18 protein-coding genes and 1 pseudogene are annotated in these 23,438 nt (G+C 68.3%); 13 read left to right on the top strand and 6 right to left on the bottom strand.

Annotation, left to right across the window (positions count from 1 at the left end; all coding sequences use genetic code 11):
- Positions 1-30 precede the first annotated feature (30 nt).
- A complete protein-coding gene (glmS, locus tag V6D00_02135; protein ID HEY9897956.1) occupies positions 31-1,860 on the top strand; it encodes a glutamine--fructose-6-phosphate transaminase (isomerizing) in 1,830 nt (609 codons plus the stop codon).
- A gap of 10 nt (positions 1,861-1,870) precedes the next feature.
- The gene (gene hemB, locus V6D00_02130; protein ID HEY9897955.1) at positions 1,871-2,863 is read left to right on the top strand and encodes a porphobilinogen synthase; all 993 of its coding nucleotides are present in this window, start codon (positions 1,871-1,873) and stop codon (positions 2,861-2,863) included.
- 127 nt (positions 2,864-2,990) lie between these two features.
- Here the strand turns inward: hemB and V6D00_02125 are convergent, their stop codons facing one another.
- From V6D00_02125 to V6D00_02115, 3 genes are all read right to left on the bottom strand, one after another.
- A complete protein-coding gene (locus tag V6D00_02125; GenBank protein HEY9897954.1) occupies positions 2,991-3,464 on the bottom strand; it encodes an HNH endonuclease in 474 nt (157 codons plus the stop codon).
- Positions 3,465-3,703: 239 nt separating this feature from the next.
- Complete coding sequence (locus V6D00_02120; protein ID HEY9897953.1) at positions 3,704-4,735, bottom strand: hypothetical protein; 1,032 nt, start codon at positions 4,733-4,735, stop codon at positions 3,704-3,706.
- A 133-nt stretch (positions 4,736-4,868) separates the two neighbouring features.
- Positions 4,869-5,804, bottom strand: coding sequence for a chemotaxis protein CheV (locus V6D00_02115; GenBank protein HEY9897952.1), 936 nt, complete (start codon positions 5,802-5,804; stop codon positions 4,869-4,871).
- 122 nt (positions 5,805-5,926) lie between these two features.
- Between V6D00_02115 and rsmI the strand changes: the two genes are divergently transcribed.
- The 8 genes from rsmI to V6D00_02075 all read left to right on the top strand — a co-directional run bounded on the left by rsmI (position 5,927) and on the right by V6D00_02075 (position 16,542).
- Positions 5,927-6,802 (top strand): 16S rRNA (cytidine(1402)-2'-O)-methyltransferase, encoded by an 876-nt coding sequence (gene rsmI, locus V6D00_02110; GenBank protein HEY9897951.1) that lies wholly within the window; start codon positions 5,927-5,929, stop codon positions 6,800-6,802.
- Positions 6,799-9,606 carry a DNA polymerase I gene (gene polA, locus V6D00_02105; GenBank protein ID HEY9897950.1) on the top strand — a complete coding sequence of 936 codons (2,808 nt, stop codon included), beginning with the start codon at positions 6,799-6,801 and terminating at the stop codon, positions 9,604-9,606. Before rsmI ends, polA begins: the two co-directional genes overlap by 4 nt.
- Before the next feature lie 77 nt (positions 9,607-9,683).
- Positions 9,684-10,403 (top strand): tetratricopeptide repeat protein, encoded by a 720-nt coding sequence (locus V6D00_02100; protein HEY9897949.1) that lies wholly within the window; start codon positions 9,684-9,686, stop codon positions 10,401-10,403.
- 76 nt (positions 10,404-10,479) lie between these two features.
- Complete coding sequence (locus V6D00_02095) at positions 10,480-11,877, top strand: DUF4139 domain-containing protein (protein ID HEY9897948.1); 1,398 nt, start codon at positions 10,480-10,482, stop codon at positions 11,875-11,877.
- Between the two features lie 163 nt (positions 11,878-12,040).
- The gene (locus V6D00_02090) at positions 12,041-12,430 is read left to right on the top strand and encodes a helix-turn-helix transcriptional regulator (protein ID HEY9897947.1); all 390 of its coding nucleotides are present in this window, start codon (positions 12,041-12,043) and stop codon (positions 12,428-12,430) included.
- Positions 12,431-12,578: 148 nt separating this feature from the next.
- The gene (locus V6D00_02085) at positions 12,579-15,026 is read left to right on the top strand and encodes an ATP-dependent Clp protease ATP-binding subunit (protein HEY9897946.1); all 2,448 of its coding nucleotides are present in this window, start codon (positions 12,579-12,581) and stop codon (positions 15,024-15,026) included.
- Positions 15,027-15,135: 109 nt separating this feature from the next.
- The gene (locus V6D00_02080; protein ID HEY9897945.1) at positions 15,136-15,759 is read left to right on the top strand and encodes a ribonuclease H-like domain-containing protein; all 624 of its coding nucleotides are present in this window, start codon (positions 15,136-15,138) and stop codon (positions 15,757-15,759) included.
- 114 nt (positions 15,760-15,873) lie between these two features.
- Positions 15,874-16,542: a carbonic anhydrase gene (locus V6D00_02075; GenBank protein HEY9897944.1), complete on the top strand. Its 669-nt coding sequence runs from the start codon at positions 15,874-15,876 to the stop codon at positions 16,540-16,542.
- A 91-nt stretch (positions 16,543-16,633) separates the two neighbouring features.
- On the opposite strand, the gene ubiE is transcribed toward V6D00_02075, so the two are convergent.
- The 3 genes from ubiE to aroF are packed head-to-tail and all read right to left on the bottom strand — an operon-like array spanning position 16,634 to position 19,324.
- Positions 16,634-17,347, bottom strand: coding sequence for a bifunctional demethylmenaquinone methyltransferase/2-methoxy-6-polyprenyl-1,4-benzoquinol methylase UbiE (gene ubiE, locus V6D00_02070; protein HEY9897943.1), 714 nt, complete (start codon positions 17,345-17,347; stop codon positions 16,634-16,636).
- Positions 17,337-18,347: a polyprenyl synthetase family protein gene (locus V6D00_02065; GenBank protein HEY9897942.1), complete on the bottom strand. Its 1,011-nt coding sequence runs from the start codon at positions 18,345-18,347 to the stop codon at positions 17,337-17,339. The genes ubiE and V6D00_02065 overlap by 11 nt, the downstream gene beginning before the upstream one ends.
- The gene (gene aroF / locus V6D00_02060; protein HEY9897941.1) at positions 18,344-19,324 is read right to left on the bottom strand and encodes a 3-deoxy-7-phosphoheptulonate synthase; all 981 of its coding nucleotides are present in this window, start codon (positions 19,322-19,324) and stop codon (positions 18,344-18,346) included. Before aroF ends, V6D00_02065 begins: the two co-directional genes overlap by 4 nt.
- A gap of 159 nt (positions 19,325-19,483) precedes the next feature.
- Here aroF and V6D00_02055 point away from each other — a divergent pair, with 159 nt between their 5' ends.
- From V6D00_02055 to menH, 3 genes and pseudogenes are all read left to right on the top strand, one after another.
- Entirely contained in the window at positions 19,484-20,878 is a 1,395-nt protein-coding gene (locus tag V6D00_02055) for an isochorismate synthase (GenBank protein ID HEY9897940.1), read from the top strand.
- A complete protein-coding gene (gene menD / locus V6D00_02050; protein ID HEY9897939.1) occupies positions 20,875-22,629 on the top strand; it encodes a 2-succinyl-5-enolpyruvyl-6-hydroxy-3-cyclohexene-1-carboxylic-acid synthase in 1,755 nt (584 codons plus the stop codon). The genes V6D00_02055 and menD overlap by 4 nt, the downstream gene beginning before the upstream one ends.
- Positions 22,626-23,426 (top strand): annotated as a pseudogene (gene menH, locus V6D00_02045) (2-succinyl-6-hydroxy-2,4-cyclohexadiene-1-carboxylate synthase). The gene menD and the pseudogene menH overlap by 4 nt, the downstream one beginning before the upstream one ends.
- Positions 23,427-23,438: the final 12 nt, after the last annotated feature.

Genomic DNA, 23,438 nt, shown 5'->3' with positions numbered 1-23,438 from the left:
CTGTTATCAAGGAATGGGTAAGAATCAGCAATGTGCGGCATTGTCGGCTACATCGGCTTCCAGGAAGCGTCTGACGTTCTGATCGAGGGCCTGCGGCGCCTCGAGTACCGCGGGTACGACTCGGCGGGCATCGCGGTGGTCCACGAGGGCACCCTCGCCCTGCGCCGCGAGGTCGGCAAGCTTCGCAACCTCGAGGCCCAGCTGCGCGATCAGCCCGCCCCGGGCCCGCTCGGCATCGGCCACACCCGCTGGGCCACCCACGGCCGCCCCACCACCTACAACGCCCACCCCCATACCGACGGCACGGGCAAGCTCGTGGTGGTCCACAACGGCATCATCGAGAACTACATGGAGCTCAAGAACGAGCTCCTCGAGGCCGGCCACGCCTTCAACTCCGACACCGACACCGAGGTCATGGCCCACCTGATCTCCTCCTACTACGAGGGCGACCTGGTGGCGGCGGTCCACAAGGCCTACACCCGCCTGGTCGGCACCTTCGCCACCGCGATCCTCCACCGGGACGAGCCGGGCAAGATCGTCGCCCTCAAGCACGGCGCGCCCTTGCTGGCCGGCGTCGGCCAGGACGAGAACTTCCTGGCCTCGGACGCGGCGGCCATCCTGAGCCACACCCGCGACATCATCTACCTCGAGGACGGCGAGCTGTGCGTGGTGACCCGCGAGGCCATCGAGGTCTACGACGCCAACCTTCGCCCCAAGACCAAGGAGATCACCCGGATCGACTGGAACCTGGTCGCCGCCGAGAAGGCCGGCTTCGAGCACTTCATGCTCAAGGAGATCCACGACCAGCCCACCACCCTCACCAACACCCTGGGCGGCCGCTTCGACGACCGCGAGGGCAAGCTCTACCTGGACGAGATCGGCCTGAGCGACGATCAGATCCGGTCCTTCGACCGCGTGATGGTCATCGCCTGCGGCACGGCCCTCTACTCGGGCAACGTCGGCAAGTACCTGATCGAGGAGTTCACGCGCCTTCCGGTCGAGTGCGACTTCGCCTCCGAGTTCCGCTACCGCAACCCGGTGATCGACGCCAAGACCCTGGTCATCGTCGTCAGCCAGTCCGGCGAGACCGCCGACACCCTGGCGGCCCTGCGCGAGGCCAAGCGCCGCGGCGCCAAGACCCTCGGCATCCTCAACGTCAAGGGATCCTCGATCGCCCGCGAGGTGGACGGCACCCTCTACATCCACGCCGGCCCCGAGATCGGGGTGGCCTCGACCAAGGCCTACACCGCCATGGTCGCCGCCTTCACCCTGCTCGCGCTGCACCTGGGCCAGGTGCGCGGCAAGCTGACCAACGTGCAGGTCGGCGAGGTCCTCAAGGATCTCAAGACCGTCCCGGGGCTCATCACCGCCATGCTCGAGCGGACCGAGGCCATCCAGGACGTGGCCCAGTCCTTCGCGGCCTGCCGCGACTTCCTTTTCCTCGGCCGCGGCTTCAACTTCCCCACCGCCATGGAGGGGGCCCTCAAGCTCAAGGAGATCAGCTACATCCACGCCGAGGCCTACGCCGCCGGCGAGATGAAGCACGGCCCCATCGCCCTGATCGACGAGAACATGCCGACGGTGGCGATCGCGACCGCGGGGGCCACCTACGACAAGGTCGTGAGCAACCTGCAGGAGGTCAAGGCGCGCAACGGGGTGGTGATCGCGATCGCCACCGAGGGCGACATCGGCATCACCGAGCACGTGGACCGCGTGATCTACGTGCCGGCCATTCGCGAGGCCCTCTCGCCGCTGCTCAACGTGGTGCCCCTTCAGCTCCTGGCCTACCACATCGCTCGCCTGCGCGGCTGCGACGTGGACCAGCCCCGCAACCTCGCCAAGTCCGTGACCGTCGAATAGGAGCCCCTTCGTGCAGGACCTCGTCAGCGTCTCTATCCCTCGCTTCCGCCCGCGCCGGCTTCGCGCCACCGAGGCCATGCGGCGCATGGTGCGCGAGCACCGCGTCCACGCGAGCGACCTGATCTGGCCTCTCTTCGCGGTGCCCGGCACCGGCATCCGGCGGGAGGTCGGCTCCATGCCGGGGGTCTTCCAGTGCTCGGTGGACGAGGTCGTCGAGGACGCGAAGCGCGCCCACGATGCGGGCCTGGGCGGGATCATCCTCTTCGGGCTGCCCCCCGAGAAGGACCAGGTCGGCACGGGAGCCTACGACCCGAACGGCATCGTCCAGGAGGCGGTGCGCGCCGTCAAGGCGGCGGTCCCCGGGCTGATGGTCATCACCGACGTGTGCCTTTGCGAGTACACCTCGCACGGCCACTGCGGCGTGATCCACGGCGAGGAGCTGCTCAACGACCCGACCCTCTCGCTCCTGGCCAAGACCGCCGTCAGCCACGCCCAGGCGGGCGCCGACATGGTCGCTCCTTCCGACATGATGGACGGGCGGGTGGGAGTCATGCGCGACGCGCTCGACGCGGCAGGCTTCTCGAACGTCCCCATCATGGCCTACTCGGTCAAGTACGCCTCGGCCTACTACGGCCCCTTCCGGGACGTGGCCGACTCGGCGCCCCAGTTCGGCGATCGCCGCAGCTACCAGATGGACCCGGCCAACTCCCGAGAGGCCCTCAAGGAGGCCGCCCTGGACGTGGCCGAGGGCGCGGACATCGTGATGGTCAAGCCGGCCCTCGCCTACATGGACGTCATCCTGCGGGTCAAGCAGGCGACCGATCGCCCCGTGGCCTGCTACAACGTCTCGGGCGAGTACGCCATGGTCAAGGCGGCCGCGCGCCAGGGCTGGATCGACGAGAAGAAGGTCGTCATGGAGACCATGGTGGGCTTCAAGCGCGCCGGCGCGGACCTGATCCTGACCTACCACGCCATGGACGTGGCGCTCTGGCTCGCCGACTAGGACTAAACGACAAGAAGAGGGCCGGTCGTTTGACCGGCCCTCTTCTCACAGAGCATCCAACAATACCAGGCATGTTACGGACGTTGGCCGCCGTGGGCGGCTCGAAGGAACAGTTTTTTAGACGCTCTTACCATCCCATCAGCTTGGACCAGAGCTCCGAGGCGATCTCGATCGTCCGCGGGGCGCGCGGGACCGTCGCGAGCGGCATGTTGGCCTCCTCGGGGCGGCGATCGCCCTTGCGGTTGTTGCAGCGCTGGCAGGCCGCGACCAGGTTCTCCCAGGAGTCGTCCCCCCCGCGGGACTTGGGGTGGACGTGGTCGATGGTGAGGTCCCCGCGGCTGCCGCAGTACTGGCAGAGGTGCTTGTCGCGCTTGAAAACCGCTTGCCGGGTGGGGCGCAGGGTCTCGTAGTACTTCTGGACCACCGCCTTGACCAATAGCCGGATGGCGGTCGGGACCTTGACCGTGGTGGAAGGCGAGCGCAGCACCTGCTCGGAATCCTGGACCGACACCGCCTTGCCTAGGTAGACCAGGGTGATGGCCTTCTCGATCCCGCAGGTATAGAGTGGCTGATAATTGCTGCTCAACACGAGCACCTGCATTGGCGACCACCTCCCCTCAACGGCCCCCGCTAACCAAGGATTCACCTTGGTTTTCCGAGGGTCTCGCCGCTGTAATTATTCCCCCCCGCGGACCTCCCTACACCTGTCGAACATCTTATTGACAATATCTTAACGAACGAGAGACAAAAAGGAAAGGGGATGCAAGCCTTCCCGAATCGCGAAGGCCATGCATCCCCGGGGCCCGAAATCCCGTTCGGGCGGGCACCCGCTGGGGTGCCTCAGGGGCTTGGCTTGAACTGAAGAACTTTGTTGGCCGTCGTGTCCACCACGAAGACCCCGCCGCTCTGGGTCACGGCGATGCTCGCCCCGCCCTGGATCAGGGTGGTCCCGAAGCGGCTCAGGAAGCGCCCCGAGGAGTCGAAGCGCAGGACGGCCTGCGCGTCCAGCGCGTAGATTTCACCGTTGCGCGGGTCCACGGCCACGTCCCGCACCGCCTCGAAGCCGGGCCCCTTGCCGTCGCTGCCCTTGCCGTCGAAGACCAGGGCTTCCCTGCCCTCCTCGTAGCGCACGATCCCGGCCGAGGTGGCCGCGTAGAGGCGGCCGGTCGCATCGGTCCCGAGCCCGCGCGCCGCCACGTTCACGCTCGAGGACGCGACCGGAAGGAAGCGCGCGACGGTGTAGGCGCTGATCTGAGCGTCGCGGGCCACGTAGACCGTGTCGCTCGAGGCCGCGACGTCCCTGCCGGTGCTCGCGTAGGGCGCCCCCAGGTTCACGGCGGCGTGGGAATCCCGCATGAAGCCGTAGACGCCGTTGTCGTCGAGCGCGTAGACCACCTGGAGGGTCACCGCCAGGCCCTTGACGCTCCGCGCCAGACGGCCGCCCGTGGCGTTCAGGCCAGCGTACGGGGCGCCGACGGGGGTGGCCGCGTCCGAGCCGGCCGCGTCGAAGCGGAAAAGCGCGCCGTAGGCTCCCATGGGGTCCGTGCGATCGCCGTCCGCCACCAGCACGTCGTTGCCGAAGGCCGCCACCGCCCGGGGGCGATACAGCCAGGCCTGCAGGTAGCGCTCGCCCACGTAGCGGAAGAAGTCGTTGGGCAGGGCGATGCCGTTGCCGGTCGGGGATTCGCCCTCCACCGGCGCCGGCGTGGCGCTCGCGGTGGCGTCAGGGGCGTAGGTGTCGTCGCTCGGGAAGGTGTAGACGTCGCTCGGGTAGGGCTCGTCCGGAACGACCGGATAGAGGTCCTGGGTCGTCCCGCATGCCGCCAGGCACATGGTCGCCCCAAATAACCAGCCTAACGTCCTGCGCCTCATGGCCCCTCTCCTCTGGCGCTCGCACGATCGATCGCCCATGGTTGTGCTTTGGTTATCTTATCGTAAAATCCCGCTGAAACTTGCGAAAAAATAGCCGGCCCCCGGAAGGGGGCCGGCGCGACGGGAGCGGACCTCAGAGCGAGGCGAGCTCGAGCAGGGTGGCGTCCACCAGATCCACCAGGTGCGGCAGGTCCGGCTTGAGGATGAGGTCCCTGGCCCCCAGCTTGATCGCCTTGTCCCGGTTCGACTCGTTGCCGAGCGACGAGAACATGATGACCGGCAGGTGCTTGAGGGTGTCGGTGGACTTGATGCGCGACAGCAGGTGGAGCCCGTCGATCTGGGGCATCTCGATGTCCGAGATGACCAGATCGGGCAGGGACTCGCCCGCCTGCGATCGCTCGCTCAGCCAGTTCCAGGCCTCCTCCCCGTTCTCGCAGGCGGTGACCTGGAAGCCCGCGGCGGTGAGGGTGTTGACGATGATCCGCCGGATCGCGCCCGAATCCTCGGCCACCAGGATCCTGCGATCCGCGCGCTTCTCCTCGCTCTTGATGTTGCTCGCCCGCGCGCTGAGGCTGATGTTCGGGTTGAGGTCCGCGAGGATGGCCTCGAAGTCGAGCAGGAGCAGCACCCGCTCCTCCAGCTTGACCACGGCCGTCAGGCAGTCGCTCATTCCCATGGTGGCCGCCGCGGGCGGGGGAACCACCTGGCCCCAGGAGATGCGGTGGATGCGCGACACGCTCGAGACGATGAAGCCGGTCACGGCCCCGTTGAACTCGGTGACGATCACGCGCGTCTTCTTGGTGATGTCAGAGGGCAAGCCCAGCCACTTGGCGAGGTCGATCAGGGTGATCACCTGGCCGCGCAGGCTCATGGCCCCGGCGATCGCCGGGTGGGTCATGGGGATCCCGAGCGGCTCGGGCATGGTCACGATTTCCTTGACTTTTGCGACGTTGATGCCGAAGTAGCCCATGGCGAGCGCGTCGCTCGCGGTCGGGCTGCTCAACATGAACTCGACGACCTCGAGCTCGTTGGTTCCGGCATCCAGTAGAATCTCGCCCTTGTAACTCATTCATCCTCCTGCCCTTGGCGACTTGCGCACGGCCGCTTCCATTGCATCATGCAATTCCCGATAGCGCGAGCGCGAAAACTACCGAGCGCATGAAGCCCGCGGGAAAATGATAGAATCAGGGAATGACGCCCACCGACAACGTTACGACCGGCACACTCTACGTCTGCGGCACTCCCATCGGGAACCTGTCGGACGTGAGCGTCCGCATGCTCGACACCCTGAGGGACGCGGACGTGATCGCGGCCGAGGACACCCGCCAGGTCGCGAAGCTCCTGACGCGCTTCGCCATCACGACCCAGACGCTGAGCTACCACGAGCACAACGAGGCGGGCCAGGCCCCGCGCCTCGTCGCGCGCCTCAAGGCGGGCCAGAACGTCGCGCTCGTCTCCGACGCAGGGATGCCGGGCATCTCCGATCCGGGCGAGGCGGTGATCCAGGCGGCCATCCGCGAGGGCATCCCGGTGGTGCCCATCCCCGGCCCGGTGGCCGCCGTCGCGGGCCTGGTGGTGTCGGGGCTGCCCACCGCGCGCTGGGTGTTCGAGGGCTTCTTGCCCCGCGAGGGCAAGCAGCGCCGCCGCATGCTCCGCACCCTGGTGGCCGAGCCGCGCACCCTGGTCTTCTACGAGGGGCCCCATCGCCTGCTCGACACCCTCACCGACATGGCCGAGGCCTTCGGTCCCGCGCGCCCGGTCGCGGTCGCCCGCGAGCTGACCAAGGCCTTCGAGGAGGTCGTGCGCGGGACGCTCGAATCGGCGATCGCCCACTTCAGCGCCCATGCCCCCCGCGGCGAGATCACCCTCGTGGTGGGCGGCTGCCCGGACGAGGAGCAGCCTCACGCCGCGCCCGACATGGATTCGCGCCTCCTGGCCCTGCTCGGCCAGGGGATGAGCAAGCAAGACGCAAGCAAGCAGATCGCCAAGGAGCTGGGCGTCCCCAAGCGGGACGCCTACCAGCGCGCCCTTTCGCTGTCGGCAAACGACCCATCGGAGGAACAATGACCGCAACCCCGCTCGCCGTCGCCGCCACCGCAAAGAGCGAGGGCCAGCGCCGCCGCCTGGTGCTCATCGACGGCCATGCCATCGCGTACCGGGCCCACTTCGCCCTGATGCGCATGGGCCTCGCCACGCGCGAGGGGGTGCCCACCTGGGCGGTCTACGGCTTCACCAAGACCATCCTCGACGTGATCGCCAAGCACAAGCCCGACCTGATGGCCGTGGCCTTCGACCGCAAGGCCAAGACCTTCCGTCACCAGGAGTCCGAGGACTACAAGGCCCACCGCAAGCCCATGCCGGACGATCTGATCGTCCAGATGGACGTGATCCGCCGGGTGGTCCGGGCCTTCGACCTGCCCATCTACGAGCTCGACGGCTACGAGGCCGACGACGTGATCGGCACCATCGCCAAGGCCGCCGCCGGCAAGGGGTACGAGGTGCTCATCGTCACCGGCGATCGCGACGCCTTCCAGCTGGTCGACGCGCACATCAACGTGCTGTGGGCCAAGAGCGGCTCCGAGCTGATCCGGGTGGACGAGGCCAAGGTCGCTTCGGAGTTCGACGGCCTCAGGCCCTTCCAGATCATCGAGTACAAGGGCCTGGCGGGGGATTCCTCGGACAACATCAAGGGGGTCCAGGGCATCGGCGACAAGACCGCCAAGAAGCTCCTGGCCGAGTTCGAGACGGTCGAGAACCTTCTTTCGAACCTGGACAAGCTCGACAACGCCAAGCTGCGAGCGAAGCTCGCCGAGAACGTCGAGGCGGCGCGCCAGAGCCTGCGCCTGGCGACCATCGACACCCGGGTCCCCATCGAGGGCTTCGACTGGGAGCACTGCGAGATGCGGCTGCCGGACCTCTCGGTCCTCATCCAGTGCCTGACCGAGCTCGAGTTCAAGTCCATCGTGCGCGACCTGCCCAAGATCCTCGCCGACTTCACGGGCGGCGAGCGGGCCGCGGACATGGGCGCGGCAGTGGCCGTCGAGACCCAGGAGCGCGCGCTCGACCTCAAGCTCACGGTCGTGACCCGGCCCGAGCAGCTCGAGGCGCTGGTCACGGCCCTGGCGCACCAGGCGCTGGTCGCCTTCGACACCGAGACCGACAGCCTGGATGCGCTCTCGGCGAACCTGGTCGGCATCTCGCTGGCCTTCGGTTCGGCGATCGCCACCGAGGCCGAGAGCTACTACCTGCCGGTCGGCCACCTGGAAGGCGAGCAGTTGCCCCTGGAGGCGGTGACCGGCGCCCTCAAGCCGTTCTTCGAGGACCCCGCGCGCGCCAAGACCGCCCACAACGCCAAGTTCGACATCAACGTCCTCTCGCGTCACGGCATCCGGGTGCAGGGCCTGCGCTTCGACTCCATGGTGGCCGACTACCTGGTGGACACCAATCACCCCCACGGCCTGAAGGACCTGGCCTGGGACCAGCTCGGCTACCGCATGACCCCCATCTCGGAGCTGATCGGCACCGGAGCCAAGGCCATCACCATGGCCAAGGTGTCCATCGAGCGCGCCGCCCCCTACGCCGCGGCCGACGCCGCCGTCTCCCTCGAGCTGGTCGCGACCCTCGAGAGCAAGCTTCGTGAAGGTGGGCTCACCCCCCTCTTCACCGACCTGGAGCTGCCCCTCATCGAGGTGCTCGCCGAGGTGGAGCAGCACGGGGTGACCGTCGACAAGGGCTACCTGGCCCAGCTGTCGCACGTCTTCGGGAACCGCCTGGCGGAACTCGAACACGAGATCCACGCCCTTGCCGGGACCGAATTCAACATCAACAGCCCCAAGCAGCTCGCCGTCATCCTGTTCGACAAGCTCCAGCTTCCCGTGCTCAAGCGCACCCCCAAGAAGGAGCCCTCGACGGACGCGAGCGTGCTCGAAGAGCTGTCGAGCCAGCACGAGGTCGTCGCCAAGATCCTCGAGTTCCGGCAGCTCACCAAGCTCAAGGGCACCTACGTCGACAGCCTGCCCGAGCTCGTCAACGCGCGCACCGGCCGGATCCACACCTCGTTCAACCAGACGGTCGCCGCCACCGGGCGACTCTCGTCCGAGAAGCCCAACCTCCAGAACATCCCCATCCGGACCGCCGAGGGGCGCGAGATCCGGCGGGCCTTCGTGCCCTCGGCGCCGGACACGGTCATCATGGCGGCCGACTACTCCCAGATCGAGCTGCGCCTCTTGGCCCACATCGCCGAGGAGCCGGTCTTCATCGAGGCCTTCCGCAAGGACGAGGACATCCACGCCCTGACCGCCTCGCAGATCTTCCGGGTGCCCCTCGAGGCGGTCACCAAGGACCAGCGCCGCATGGCCAAGACCGTCAACTTCGCCACCATCTACGGCCAGGGGGCCTTCAGCCTCGCCAAGGTGCTCGGCATCCCCATGGGCGAGGCCAAGGCCTTCATCGACGCCTTCTGGGATCACTACCCCCGGATCCGCCACTACACCATCGAGGCGGTGGCCAGGGTCAAGCGCCGCGGCTACGCCGAGACCCTGCTCGGACGTCGCCGCTACATCCCCGAGCTCAACGACCGGCGCCTCAAGGACTTCGGCGAGCGCACCTCGGTCAACTCGCCCATCCAGGGGACGGCCGCCGACATCATCAAGATCGCCATGGTGCGCCTGCACCGGGCCCTCGAGGAAGGCGGCTTCTCGGCCCGCATGATCCTCCAGGTCCACGACGAGCTGGTGCTCGAGGTGCCCACGGCCGAGATCGAGGCGGTCGGCACCCTGGTGCGCGCGACCATGGAAGGCGCCTATCCCGAGCTCGCCGTGCCCCTCAAGGTCGAGCTCGCGGTCGGGCCCAGCTGGATGGAGGCCAAGTAACCCCCTTGCCATCGGGCGAGGGTGGCCGCAAAATGGCCGGAACGCAGTCACGTTTCTTGTACAAAGGAGGACGCCTCGTGCACAAACTTCTCTTGGGCACCATGCTCGGCCTGGCCGCGATGGCCCCGGCAGCCCACGCCGCGCCCCCCGCTCCCTATCAGATCGCAGCGAGCGACTTCGACGGCCTGATGACCAAGGGCCGCCAGATGGACAAGCGCGGGGAGTATGAAGAAGCGCTCTCCTACTACAAGAAGTGCCTCGCGCTCAAGGAGAACGACTTCGGCGCCCAGGTGATGGTCGCCCACGCGCTGCTCATGCTGGAGCGCTACAACGAGGCCATGGACCTCTGCGAGAAGCTCGAGAAGCACCCCGACGCCAAGGACGCCTCGGCCTGGTACCGCTCGGAGCTGTACGTGGTGCAGGGCGGCGCGCAGGGCCTCAAGTCCAAGCGCGAGGGCCTGATGGCGATGCTCAAGTACGGCCTCGGCGTGCGCAAGCAGCTCGAGAAGGGCGTCGAGCTCGACCCTGAGAACCCCCGCGCCCGCTACGCCCTCGGCCGCTACTTCCTCGAGGCCCCCGGCATGGTCGGCGGCGACGCCAAGAAGGGCACCGAGATGCTCGCCAAGGCCGTCAAGATGGACTCGGAGGACTGGGTCATCCGCGGCACCTACGTCCGCGGCCTCTTCCAGACCGGCAGCGCCACGGCCAAGGAAGAAGGAGAGCGCTTCATGAAGGACTTCGCGGACATCCCGGCTTCCCAGAAGGCCTTCCCCGACGTGGTCTCGAAGGTCAAGTAATTAAAACACCATCGCGGGCGGCCCGAGGGGAACCTCCGGGCCGCCTCTTTCGTCGGTTGCTTGGAGGTATTGCCAGATGAGACACGAACTGACCAGGGGCCTGCTCGCCCTTTCCATGCTGCTGGGCGCCGCCCCCGCATGGGCCGAGCAGAGCACCGTCCAGGACCGCAAAGAGCTGGCCCTGACCGTCTACAACGACAACCTGGGCCTGGTGCGCGAGGTGCGAACCATCAAGCTCGAGAAGGGCCAGCGCGAGCTGCAGTACGCGGACGTGGCCTCGGGGATCGACCCCACGACCGTGTCCTTGCGATCGCTCAGCGCCCCGCAGGACCTGAAGGTCCTGGAGCAGAACTACGAGTACGACCTGCTGACCCCCGAGAAGCTGCTCGAGAAGTACATCGGCAAGGACGTCGAGATCCACACCGACACCACCGTCAACAAGGCGACGCTCCTGAGCACCAACGACGGGCAGATCTACCGGATCGGCGACAAGATCTACCTCCAGGCCCCGGGCAAGGTCGTGCTGCCCCAGGTGCCCGACAACCTGGTCGCCCGCCCCACCCTCAAGTGGCTGCTCCAGAACGACCGGGCGACCGGTGAGCAGCAGACCGAGACCTCTTACCTGACCCGCGGCCTCTCGTGGCGCACCGACTACGTGCTGGTGGTCTCGGGGGATCAGGTCAAGTCCGATCTGAACGGCTGGGTCACCCTCGACAACCAGAGCGGCGCCTCCTACGACAACGCCAAGCTGACCCTGGTCGCGGGCGACGTGAACCGGGTGCGCCCCCAGGGCGGCTACATGGAGGACCGCTTACGGGCGATGAAGGCCGAGGCCCCGAGCGAGCAGTTCGCCGAGCGCGCCCTCTTCGAGTACCACTCCTACCAGCTCACCCGCCCGACCACCCTCAAGGACCGCCAGACCAAGCAGGTCAGCCTCCTCTCGGCCGCCGACATCCCCACCCGCAAGGTCTACCGGTTCGAGGCGCCCTCGGCCCCCATCTGGGTGCAGACCCGCGATCGCACGAGCCAGAAGGTCAACGTCTACCTGGAGATGACCAACAGCAAGCAGGACAAGCTGGGCCTCCCGCTGCCCAAGGGCATCGTGCGCATCTACCAGCAGGACGCCGACAAGCGGCTGCAGTTCGTCGGCGAGGACACCATCGACCACACCCCGCGCGACGAGAAGCTCAAGTTCAAGGCCGGGCAGGCCTTCGACCTGGTGGGCGAGCGCAAGCAGACGAGCTACAAGGTCCTGGGCGATCGCACGGTCGAATCCAGCTACGAGATCGAGCTTCGCAACCGCAAGGACGATCCCGTGACGATCCTCGCCACCGAGAAGCTCGGCGGCGACTGGGACATCACCCAGGCGTCTTTGGGCTACTCGAAGCTCGACGCGACCACCGTCGAGTTCGCCGTTCAGGTCCCCGCCAACAAGACCGCGAAGGTGACCTACACCGTGCGCACTAAATACTAGGACCCGAATCCCCCGCCGCCGACCCCGGCGAAGCGGGGTCGGGGGCGGGGGATTCGGCCCTCGTGTTAACATAACATTCAATGCCAAACCGCAAGCGCCTTTACAATGGGTTAGGCAAGTCTACTCTCCGGGAATAGAAAACTCGATTCGAAGGAGGACCGATGTGGGCTACGAGCATTCATCGAAAGACCGGCCGCTCTACATCATCAGCGTGGCTGCGGAGTTGGTGAAGATGCACCCCCAGACGCTCCGCCTTTACGAGCGGCGGGGGCTCGTGAGCCCCAAGCGGCAGGGGAAGAATCGCCTGTACTCCGAGGCCGACATCGAGCGCCTGATCTACATCCAGAAGCTGACCCAGGAGCTCGGAATCAACCTCGCGGGGGTCGAGCGGATCATCCGGTTGCAAAACGACCTTGATCAGCTCAAGGCGCAGAAGGAGGCCGAAATTGCAGAGATCAAGCTACGGATTGGAGAGCTGGAGCAGCTGAAGAAAGGGCGCGAGCACGAAATCCGCTCGATCAAGGCCCGACTCAAGGACCACCTTGGGGAGTAGCCGACGCGACGGACTCAAGGTGCAAAATGCCTGAAAGACTTGTCACGACTGCGTTTTTTCGCTTCCAATAGCGCATTGGCGGGTGTCATAGGCTGTGGTAAGATGCCACCAAAACCCGACACCAAGTTAGGATTGAAGAAGGTGCGAAATGTTCGAAAGATTTACTGAGAAAGCCATCAAGGTGATCATGCTGGCGCAGGAAGAAGCCCGGCGCCTGGGTCACAACTTCGTCGGCACCGAGCAGATCCTCCTTGGGTTGATCGGCGAGGGCACTGGTGTCGCCGCCAAGACCCTGAAGAGCATGGGCGTCAGCCTGAAGGACGCGCGCATCGAGGTCGAGAAGATCATCGGCCGCGGGTCCGGCTTCGTGGCGGTGGAGATCCCCTTCACCCCGCGCGCCAAGCGCGTCCTTGAGCTGTCGTGGGACGAGGCCCGCCAGCTCGGTCACAACTACATCGGCACCGAGCACCTGCTTCTTGGCCTGATCCGCGAGGGCGAGGGCGTGGCGGTCCGCGTCCTGGAGAACCTGGGCGTCGATCTCTCGCGCGTGCGCTCCAACGTCATTCGCATGCTCGGCGAGAGCGCCGCGACCCCCGGCACCGGCCAGCACCGCTCCAAGACCCCCACGCTCGACGAGTTCGGCTCCAACCTCACCCAGATGGCCGAGGAGCACCGCCTCGACCCGGTCGTCGGCCGCGAGAAGGAGATCGAGCGCGTCATCCAGATCCTGGGCCGCCGCACCAAGAACAACCCGGTGCTCATCGGCGAGCCCGGCGTGGGCAAGACCGCCATCGCCGAGGGCCTGGCCCTTCGCATCACCAACGGCGAGGTCCCCGAGATCCTCTCCGAGAAGCGCGTCGTGACCCTGGACATCGGGTCGCTGGTCGCGGGCACCAAGTACCGCGGCGAGTTCGAAGAGCGCCTCAAGAAGATCATGGAAGAGATCCGCGGTGCCCAGAACATCATCCTGGTCATCGACGAGCTGCACACCCTGATCGGCGCGGGTGCTGCCGAGGGTGCGGTGGACGCCGCCAACATCCTCAAGCCGGCGCTGGCGCGCGGCGAGCTGCAGTGCATCGGCGCCACCACCCTCGACGAGTACCGCAAGCACATCGAGCGCGACGCCGCCCTCGAGCGCCGGTTCCAGCCGGTCATGGTCGGCGAACCCTCGGTGGATGAGACCATCGAGATCCTGCGCGGCCTGCGCGAGCGCTACGAGGCGCACCACCGCCTGCAGATCACGGACGAGGCGCTGATCTCGGCCGCGAAGTTCTCGGACCGCTACATCTCCGACCGGTTCCTGCCGGACAAGGCCATCGACCTGATGGACGAGGCCGCGAGCCGCGTGCGCCTGCGCTCCAGCAGCCTGCCGCCGGCCGCCAAGGAGCTCGAGAAGGAGCTTCGCCAGTTCACCAAGGAGAAGGAAGCCGCCATCCGGGCCCAGGAGTTCGAGAAGGCCTCTCAGCTCCGCGACCAGGAGCAGGCGGTCCGCGAGAAGATCCGCGAGATCGCGGCCGACTGGCGCACCGACAAGGGCCAGGGGGCCACGCCCTCGGTCGGCACCGAGGAGATCGCCGAGATCGTCGCCAGCTGGACGGGCATCCCCGTCAGCAAGATGACCGAGGGCGAGACCGAGCGCCTGCTCAAGATGGAGGAGGTCCTCCACGAGCGGGTCATCGGCCAGCAGGACGCCATCCACATGATCTCGCGGGCGGTGCGCCGGGCGCGCGTCGGCCTCAAGAACCCCAAGCGGCCCATCGGCTCGTTCATCTTCTCGGGCCCCACGGGCGTCGGCAAGACCGAGCTCGCCAAGGCCCTGGCGGGCTTCTTCTTCGGCCAGGAAGAGAACCTCATCCGGGTCGACATGTCCGAGTACATGGAGAAGCACGCGGTCTCCAAGATGATCGGCTCGCCCCCCGGCTACGTCGGGTACAACGAGGGCGGTCAGCTGACCGAGGCCGTGCGCCGCAAGCCCTACTCGGTGGTGCTCTTCGACGAGATCGAGAAGGCCCACCCCGACGCCTTCAACATCCTGCTGCAGATCCTGGAGGACGGCCGTCTGACCGACGCCAAGGGCCGGGTGGTGGACTTCAAGAACACCATCATCATCCTGACCTCCAACATCGGCGCGCGCGCGCTGGAGAAGGGCGGTAGCCTGGGCTTCCAGACCGGCGGCGACGACGGGCGCTACCGCAAGATGAAGGACGTCGTGATGGACGAGCTCAAGCAGGCCTTCAGGCCCGAGTTCCTCAACCGCATCGACGAGATCATCGTCTTCCACCCGCTCACCAAGGAAGAGATCGGCCAGATCGTCCACGTCATGCTCAAGGAAGTCCGCCAGCGCATGAAGGAGAACGAGTTCACCCTCGAGGTCACCAGCGCGCTCACGGACAAGTTGTGCGAGGAGGGCTACTCGCCGAGCTACGGCGCGCGTCCTTTGCGCCGCAGCATCCAGCGCCTGATCGAGGATCCCCTCGCCGAGGAGATCCTGGGCGGTGCCCTGCCCAAGTCCGGCGTCATCACCGCGGACTGGAACGGCGAGAAGGTGATCTTCACCCACACCGAGGCCAAGGAGCCGGTCGGCACCGAGGCTTAAGACTGAACGAGAGGGGCCCCCGCCGAGCTGGCGGGGGCCCCTCTCGTTTGAGCACCAAGCGGGCGCTATAATGATAGTGCCGCCGCCCCTCGCCGCAAAGGAGACCCCCGTGAAAGCCCCCGCCGACGTCCATCTCATCAAGGGCGACCTCACCCAGGCCCTGTTCGATGCCTACGCCAAGAGCGCCTACCTGTGCGCCGACACCGAGACCACCGGCCTCAACCCGCACCGCGACCGGCTCTGCCTGGTCCAGCTGTGCAACGAGGACGGCCTCACGACGGTCCTCCAGGTGACCTCGTACGACATGCCGCTCCTGGTCAAGCTGCTCGAGGCCGAGCGCCCCCTGAAGCTCTTCCACTTCGCGCGCTTCGATCTGGCCATGCTGCGAAAGCACCTGGGCGCCCGGATCACGCGCGTCTACTGCACCAAGGTCGCCAGCAAGATCGCCCGGACCTTCTCGGGCAAGCACGGTCTCAAGGACCTGACCAAGGACCTGCTCGGCGTCGAGCTGGACAAGTCGGTCCAGACCAGCTACTGGGGATCCGACGACCTCAGCCCCGCGCAGCTCGCCTACTCGGCCAACGACGTGCGCTACCTCATCCCGCTCAAGGAGAAGCTCGACGCCATGCTCGCGCGCGAGGGGCGCATGGAGCTCGCGCTCTCCTGCATGCAGCACCTCCCGACCCTGATCGAGCTGGACCTGCAAGGCTGGGAGAACCTCTTCGAGCATTAGCGCGCTTGAACTCGCTCTTGCGATCTATTATCATTACAAACCAAAACCATACCAGAGCGCATCGGCCATTCATGCGTTGCGCATGGCTGGCCGACAGCGACAAGGAGTCACCACTTGCAAAAGCTCGTCGCAGGTCTCCACCACTTCCAGTCCACCATCTTCAGCACCCAGCGCGCGCTCTTCGAGCGCCTGGCGAAGGGCCAGAACCCTGACACGCTGTTCATCACCTGCTCGGATTCCCGGATCAACCCCAACCTGATCACCCAGACCGAGCCGGGGGAGCTCTTCATCCTGCGCAACGCGGGCAACATCATCCCGCCCTACGGCGCGGCCATCGACGGCGAGAGCGCCACCATCGAGTACGCCGTCGCGGTCCTCGGGGTCAAGGACATCATCGTCTGCGGCCACTCGCACTGCGGCGCCATGAAGGCGCTGATCCACCCCGAGACCCTCGAAGAGCTGCCCGCCCTCGCGGCCTGGCTCGCCCACGCCGAGTCGACCCGGCACGTGGTCCAGGAGAACTACCAGCACCTCCACGACGACCGCCTCCTCACCGTGACGGTCGAGGAGAACGTCCTGGGCCAGATCGAGAACCTCCGGACGCATCCCGTGGTGGCCGCGCGCCTCGCCAGCGGCGAGCTGCACCTTCACGCCTGGATCTACAAGCTCGAGACGGGCGAGGTGTTCGCCTACAACCCCGAGCAGGGGCAGTTCCTTTCGATCAACGGGGTCGCGAGCCCCGTCCCGACCGTCACCGGCAGGCTGGACGTCAGCACGATCTAGCACGCTTGCCGCTCGATGGTGCGGCCATTTTCCAGCTGCGCGAAACCGCCCACGGCTTGGGGCCGGGGCGGCGTGAACGGGCGGGAGCGCCTCAGCGCGTCCCGGCTACGATGGCGATCGCTCCGAGCATCCGGTCGTGCACCTTCACCTCCTGGAAGCCCAGGGCGCGCAGGCGCTCGGCCAGCTCCCGCTGATCCGGGAAGGTGGAGTTGGAGTGGGGCAGGTAGCGATAGGCCTCGCGATCGCCCGAGAAGAGGCTCCCGATCGCAGGCACGATCCGGTACTCGTAGACCTCGGCGCCCCAGCGCACGATCTTGACCTTCGGCTTGCCCAGATCCAGGGTGACGAAGCGCCCTGCCGGCTTGAGCACGCGGCGGATCTCGCTCAGGGCCAGGTCCAGCTGCTGCACGTTGCGCAGGCCGTAGCCCACCGTGACGGCGTCGAAGCTCGCGTCCTCGAAGGGAAGGGCGCAGGCGTCCCCCTGGAGCCAGTCGATGACCGGGCCGTCCCAGGGCCGCGCGCGCGCGACCTCGAGCATGCCCGGCGAGAAGTCCAGGGCCTTGACGCTGCCCTCGGCCCCGGCGGCCTCGGCCAGCAAGAAGGCGATGTCCCCCGTGCCTGTGCAGAGATCCAGGTAGCTTCCCCCGCGCGTGGCCCCCGCGAGGGCGAGCACGGTCCGCTTCCAGGCCGCGTCGCGCCCGCCGGTCATCAGGCGGTTGACCCGGTCGTAGTTGCCCGCGATCCGGTCGAACATGCCGCGGACGTAGGCGGGCTTGTCCTCGACGTTCGGAAGGTTATACGACACGGGCGGCACCGAGGGTGGGGAGGGCGGCCTCGGGGGTGAGGCTGCGCGCCTGTTCGTTAAGCCGGTCCAGGTAATCGAAGAGCTGCTGCCTGGCGGGACTCGGCGGGAAGACGTCCAGGCAGGCTCCGGCCTTCTTGGCCTCGGCCTCGAGGCGATCGAGGGCCTTGCGGAAGACCTCGGGGCTGAAGAGGAGCTCCCTGAGCTCGGGGTGGATCTCCTGGGGGAAGGGCGAGAGCATCCGGCGCATGACCGGGCCGACCGCGGGGTCCTCGAGGGCCACGATCACCGGCAGGGTGAGCGAGCCCGCGAGCAGGTCCTGGCCGACGGGCTTGCCCGCGACCTGGGTCGAGCTCGCGTAGTCGAGCAGATCGTCGAACATCTGGAACAAGAGGCCCAGGTGATAGCCGAAGCGGCGGGCGGCCTGCACGACCTCGTCGCGCTGGCCGCTCAGGAGGGCCGCGCCCTCGCAGGCGAGCTCGAAGGGGCCCGAGGTCTTGAGGGCCATCCGCTCGAGGTAGGCCTCGACCGTCACGTCCAGGTTCCAGAGCTGCTCGTCCTGGAGGTACTCGCCCTCGCAGAGGCCCGCGAGCACCTCGGCCATGCGCTGGTTGAGGTGGTGGTGGCCGAGCGACGCGATCAGGCCGCACGAGCGGGCGAGCAAGAAGTCGCCGGCGAGCACGGCCGCCTTGGCGCCGTGCTTGACGTGGACCGATTTCACCCCGCGGCGCAGCTCGGCCTCGTCCAGGATGTCGTCGTGGATGAGCGAGCCCACGTGCAGCATCTCGACCGCCTCGGCGAGGCGCTCGTGGCCATCGGTCAGGGGCGCGCCGGGATTGGCGGCCTCGCCGACGAGGCGAGCGCAGCGCGGGCGGATCGACTTGCCCTCGACCTCGAGCAGGTGCGAGGCGGCCTGGAAGAGGACGTCGTTCTTGGACTGGACGGCGTCGACCAGGCTCTCGCGGAAGGTCTTGCGGTGCACCTCGGCAGCCTGCGAGATCATACGGTTACCTCCTGGAGGTTGAGGCGGCGCACCTGCCGAACAAGCTCGGCGAGGGCCGCGAAGTCGAGGGCCTGGGTCGCGTCGCTGCGCGCGCAGGCGGGGTCGGGGTGGCATTCGACGAGCAGGCCGTGGGCGCCGGCGGCCATGGCGCCGAGCGCGAGCGGCTTCACGTAGGGGGAGGACCCCGCGGCGTGGCTCGGATCGATGAAGATGGGGAAGGGGGTCATCTCCTTGATGAAGGGGATGGCCTGGAGGTCGAGGGTGAAGCGCTTGAGGGGCGACGGGGTGCGGATCCCGCGCTCGCAGAAGGCCACGAAGGGCGCGCCCGCCTCGAGAAGGTACTCGCCCGCCCAGAGCCACTCCGCCGGGGTCGCCGAGAGGCCTCGCTTGAGCAGGACGGGCTTGCCGAGCCGCGCCACCCGCTGGAGGAACTGCGGGTTGTGCATCTGGCGCGCCCCGATCTGGATGGCGTCGAGCAGGCTCGCCACCTCTTCCACGTCGGGGCTGTCGATGACCTCGCTGATGGCCTTCAGGCCGTGGCGATCGCAGGCCTCGCGCAGCCACTCGGCCGCCTTGAGGCCCGCTCCCTGGAACTCGTAGGGCGAGGTGCGGACCTTGTAGGTGCCGCCGCGCATCCAGCCGATCGAGAGGGTGGTGAGGAAGTGGGCGACCTCGTCGGCCACCGCGCGGCTCTCGATGGAGCAGGGGCCCGCGACAACGTCCGGGATGGGGCCGGGGAAGGGCCAGGCCGCGTCCGCGTCGCCGTGGCGCATCACCAGGTGAGGCTCGCTGCGGGTGATCTCCAGGGACGCCACCGCAGGATCGCCCAGCAGGGTCTCACGGACCCGGTGCGGGACGAAGGGGTCATCTACGAGGATCAGGCGCCCTCCGTCGAGCTTACGGCTGGCGTGCCCCTGGCGAATGAGCCAACCGTGAATTCTTGCAGCTTCCGTGCGGTCTGATAGCGTGATGAGCACGGGCGCCTCCTGTGATCTAAAAAGGCGGATCCTTGGCAGGCCGCGCCTTACCCGGCATTCTAGCATACCCTTTCAGAGCCTTCAAATCTTTTTGAAAGTCGAAAACTGTGCGATGATGAATCGTGCGCAAACCCCCGCGAAGCGCAGAGGAGGCCCCGTTTGCAGACCGGGAGCAAACCGAACCTTTCGTCCATTCAACCGCTCGACACTCCCACGCTCCTCGAAGCGGTCGAACGGTCAGGGTCTTCGCGCCTGGTCAGCCGGGAGTTCACGATCGAGGCGAGCGCTCCCTTCACCCTCGCCCGCGCCGCGGCAATTCTTCCCCAGATCGCCTGGGCGGACGTCGCCAACGGCCGCACCTGGATCGGCCTCGGCGCCGCCGACGAGGTGAGCGCCACGACCTCCGACGGCGCCCTGGCCGTCCCCGATCTCTGCCGCGAGCGCCTCGTTTCCCTTTCCCATCCCGAGCTGCGCTACTTCGGGGGGATCGCCTTCGATCCCGGATCCCCGGTGCACCCCGCCTGGCCGGCAGGTCTGCCTGCGCGCTTCGTGTTGCCCGAGCTGACGCTGCGCTGGGACGAGGCGCGCCCCGGGACGGCCCAGGTGATCGCCCTGGTGCGCGCGAGCGCCGAGGACACCCCCGAGACGCTCGAGCAGCGCTTCCTTGAGCTGCGCGAGCGCGTCGAGCGCTGGGCCGAGGCGGCCCGCGCCCAGCGCGCGCCGGTGCCAAGGGCCGAGCGCCTCGCGGACCAGGGCGATCGCGACCGCTGGGCCCAGGCCATCCGGCAGGCCCTCGCCGAGACCGCGTCGGTCCCCAAGGTGGTGCTCTCGCGCGAGATCCGCCTTCGCTCGCTCGAAGCCATCGACCCGTGGGCGGTGCTCGACGGCTTCTCGAGGACGTCTCCCGGCCATCGCTTCTGCTTCCGCTTCGATGCGGGTTCGGCCTTCGTGGGGGCCACCCCCGAGCGTCTGATCTCGGTCACCGGCGACCGGATCATGGCCGATGGCCTGGCAGGCACGCGCCGCCGAGGCCGCGATGCGGCCGAGGACGCGCTCCTGGCTTCAATGATGCTCGCCGACGACAAGGAGCGGCGCGAGCACGACTTTGTCGTCCGCTTCATCCGAGAGGGCCTCGCCCCGCTCTGCGCCTCGCTCACCATCGCAGACGCCCCCACCGTCCTGCGCACCCCCACGGTGCAGCACCTCTACACCCCCGTCACGGGCCGCCTCGATCCCGACACCAGCCTGAAGGACGTCCTTTCGGCCCTCTACCCGACCCCTGCGGTCTGCGGCACCCCCCGAGAGGCCGCCCGGGCGTCGGTCCGCCGGCTGGAGGGCCGCGTGCGGGGCTGGTACGCCGGGGCCGTCGGCTGGGTCGGGGCCGACGCCTGCGACTTCGCGGTCGGGATCCGCTCGGCGATGATCCACCCGCAAGGGGCGATCGCCGTCACCGGCTGCGGCATCGTCCCGGGGTCCGACCCCGACGCCGAGTACGAGGAGACCGAGCGCAAGGCCTCGGGGATCCTCTCGATCCTGGAGGGTCGCCCCGAATGACCGCCCCCAACCTCAACGCCCTCTGGGCCCGGGTCCTCCTCGGCGCCCTTCACCGCGCGGGGGTCCGCGACGTCTGCGTCACCCCCGGCTCGCGCTCGACGCCCCTGGCCTACGCGGCCCACACCATGGGCGAGCTGCGCACCACCGTCCACATCGACGAGCGCGCCGCCGCCTTCTTCGCCCTCGGCCTCGCCAAGGCCTCGCGCCGCCCGGTCGCGCTCGTCTGCACCTCGGGCACCGCGGCCGCCAACTACTACCCGGCGATCATCGAGGCGTCGCTCTCGGGGGTGCCCCTCATCGTCCTCAGCGCCGATCGCCCGCCCGAGCTGCGCGGCACCGGGGCCGCCCAGACCATCGACCAGGTGCGCCTCTTCGGCTCGCACGTCCGGCACTTCGCCGAGACGGCCCTGCCCCTCGCGAGCCCGGCCTCGCTGCGGCGCCTCGGCGCGCTCGCCGCCCAGGCCGCGGCGATCGCCCAGGCCGCCCCGACGGGGCCGGTGCACCTCAACGTGCCCTTCGCGGATCCCCTGCCGCCCATCCCCAGCCCCGACCCGGCCTTCGCCGAGCTGGCCGAAGAGGCCCTCGGCGAGCTGAGCTCGCTCGCCTCGGCCCCGAGCGGCTGCGACGCGGCGGCCCTCGTCTCGCTCGCTGCGCGCATCGCCTCGGCCGAGCGGGGGCTGATCGTCGCGGGCCCCGCGCTCGACGCCACCGCCCCCGAGGGCGTCCTTGCGCTCGCGCGCCGCACGGGCTTCCCCATCGCCGCCGACGTGGCCTCGGGCCTGCGCTTCCACCCGGAAGCCGAGGGGCTCACCGTCGCGCACGCCGAGGCGCTGCTGCGGGACCCTGCGATCGCCGCCGAGGGCCCCGACCTCGTGATCCGGGTGGGCGGGCTGCCGACCTCGGCCACCCTCAACAAGTGGCTCGAGCGCCACCAGCCCTGGTTGGCCCTCCTGCAGCCCGATCTCGCCCGGCGCGACCCGGAGGCGCTGGCGCACCTGACGGTTGCCGGCGACGTTGCCGCCATGCTCGACGCCCTCACGGACCAAGCACCTCCTCGTCCCCGGACGGCGTGGGGCGAGCGCCTGCTGAGCGCGGATCGCGCGGCGGCCGAGACCTTCGAGCAGGCGCGTGACGCCACCGAGGCCCTCGCCGTGCGCGACGCCATTCGCGCCCTGCCCCCTGGCAGCGGGGTGTTCCTGTCGAGCAGCATGTCGATCCGCTACGCCGACGCCCTGTGCGGCCGAGGGCCCGAGGGGATCCGGGTGCTGGTCAGCCGCGGCGCGAACGGCATCGACGGGATCACCTCGACCGCCCTCGGGGCGGCCAAGGGGCTCGCGCGGCCGACCCTGCTCGTGACGGGCGACCTCGCCTTCCTGCACGACCTGGGCGGCCTGCTCGCCGTCCGCCACCTCGAGGCCCCCTTCGTGGCCCTGGTGCTCAACAACGACGGCGGGGCCATCTTCTCGCACCTGCCGATCTCGGGCTTCCCCGAGATCTTCGAGCCCTACTTCGGCACGCCTCACGGCCTGCGCTTCGAGGGCGCCGCCGGCCTCTTCGGCCTGGATCACGCCGTCGCGACGACGCCTTGCGAGGCGGCCGAGCAGGTCGCGCGGGCCATGACGAGCGGTCGCGCGACCATCGTGGAGGTGCCCACCGCCCGCACCGACGAGGCGCTCGCCTATCAGGCCCTGATGAAGCGGGCGGCTGCGGCCGGCGCGCAGGCGTTCTGCGCGGAGGCCACGGCCCGATGACCCCGCGCTTCGTCGAAGCCGGGGGCCTGCGCTGGCGCGTCCGGACCTGGAACGAGGGCGAGAGCGAGACCCTCGTCTTCCTGCACGGCTTCACATGGGACGCACGGGCCTGGAATCCCATCGCAGCGGCCCTCTCGGCCCGCTACACCTGCATCGCCCCCGACCTGCCCGGCCACGGCGGCACCGCCTTTTCGGAGCCCGTCGAGACCTGGAGCTTCGCGCGGGTCTCGGAAGCGCTGGGCGCCCTGCTCGAAGCCCTCGGCACGAGGCGCGTCGTTCTCGTCGGCTACTCGATGGGCGGGCGCCTCGCGCTCGACCTGGCCCTGCGCCGGCCCGATCTGGTCTCGCGGCTGGTGCTGATCGGCGCCTCACCCGGGCTCGATCGCCCCGAGGACCGAGCGGCACGCCGGGACTCGGACGCGTCGCTCGCCGACGAGATCGTCGCCGACGGCATCGTGCCCTTCGTGGACCGCTGGTCGGCGCTGCCGCTCTTCGCGACCTTGGAGGCCCTGGACGCCGAGACGAAGCGCGCCATGCGCGCGATGCGGCTCGAACAGGATACGGCCGGGCTGGCCGCTTCCCTTTCCGTCATGGGCACGGGCAGCCAAACTCCCCTGCACGATCGGCTCTCGGGCCTGAAGGTGCCGACCCTCCTGGTGGTCGGCGCGCTGGACGCCAAGTTCGGTGCCATCGCCCTGCGCATGCAGGCCAGCATCCCTGCTGCTCGCCTGGAAGTGCTGCCAGAGACGGGCCACGCCGTCCCCTTCGAGCGCCCCGAGGCGCTGGTTTCACTCGTTTCCACGTTTCTA

It is taken from the genome of Pantanalinema sp., from assembly GCA_036704125.1.
Lineage (GTDB): Bacteria > Cyanobacteriota > Sericytochromatia > S15B-MN24 > UBA4093 > JAGIBK01.
Note: the sequence above shows the minus strand (reverse complement) of the source record. Positions and strands in the feature narration are given on the sequence as shown.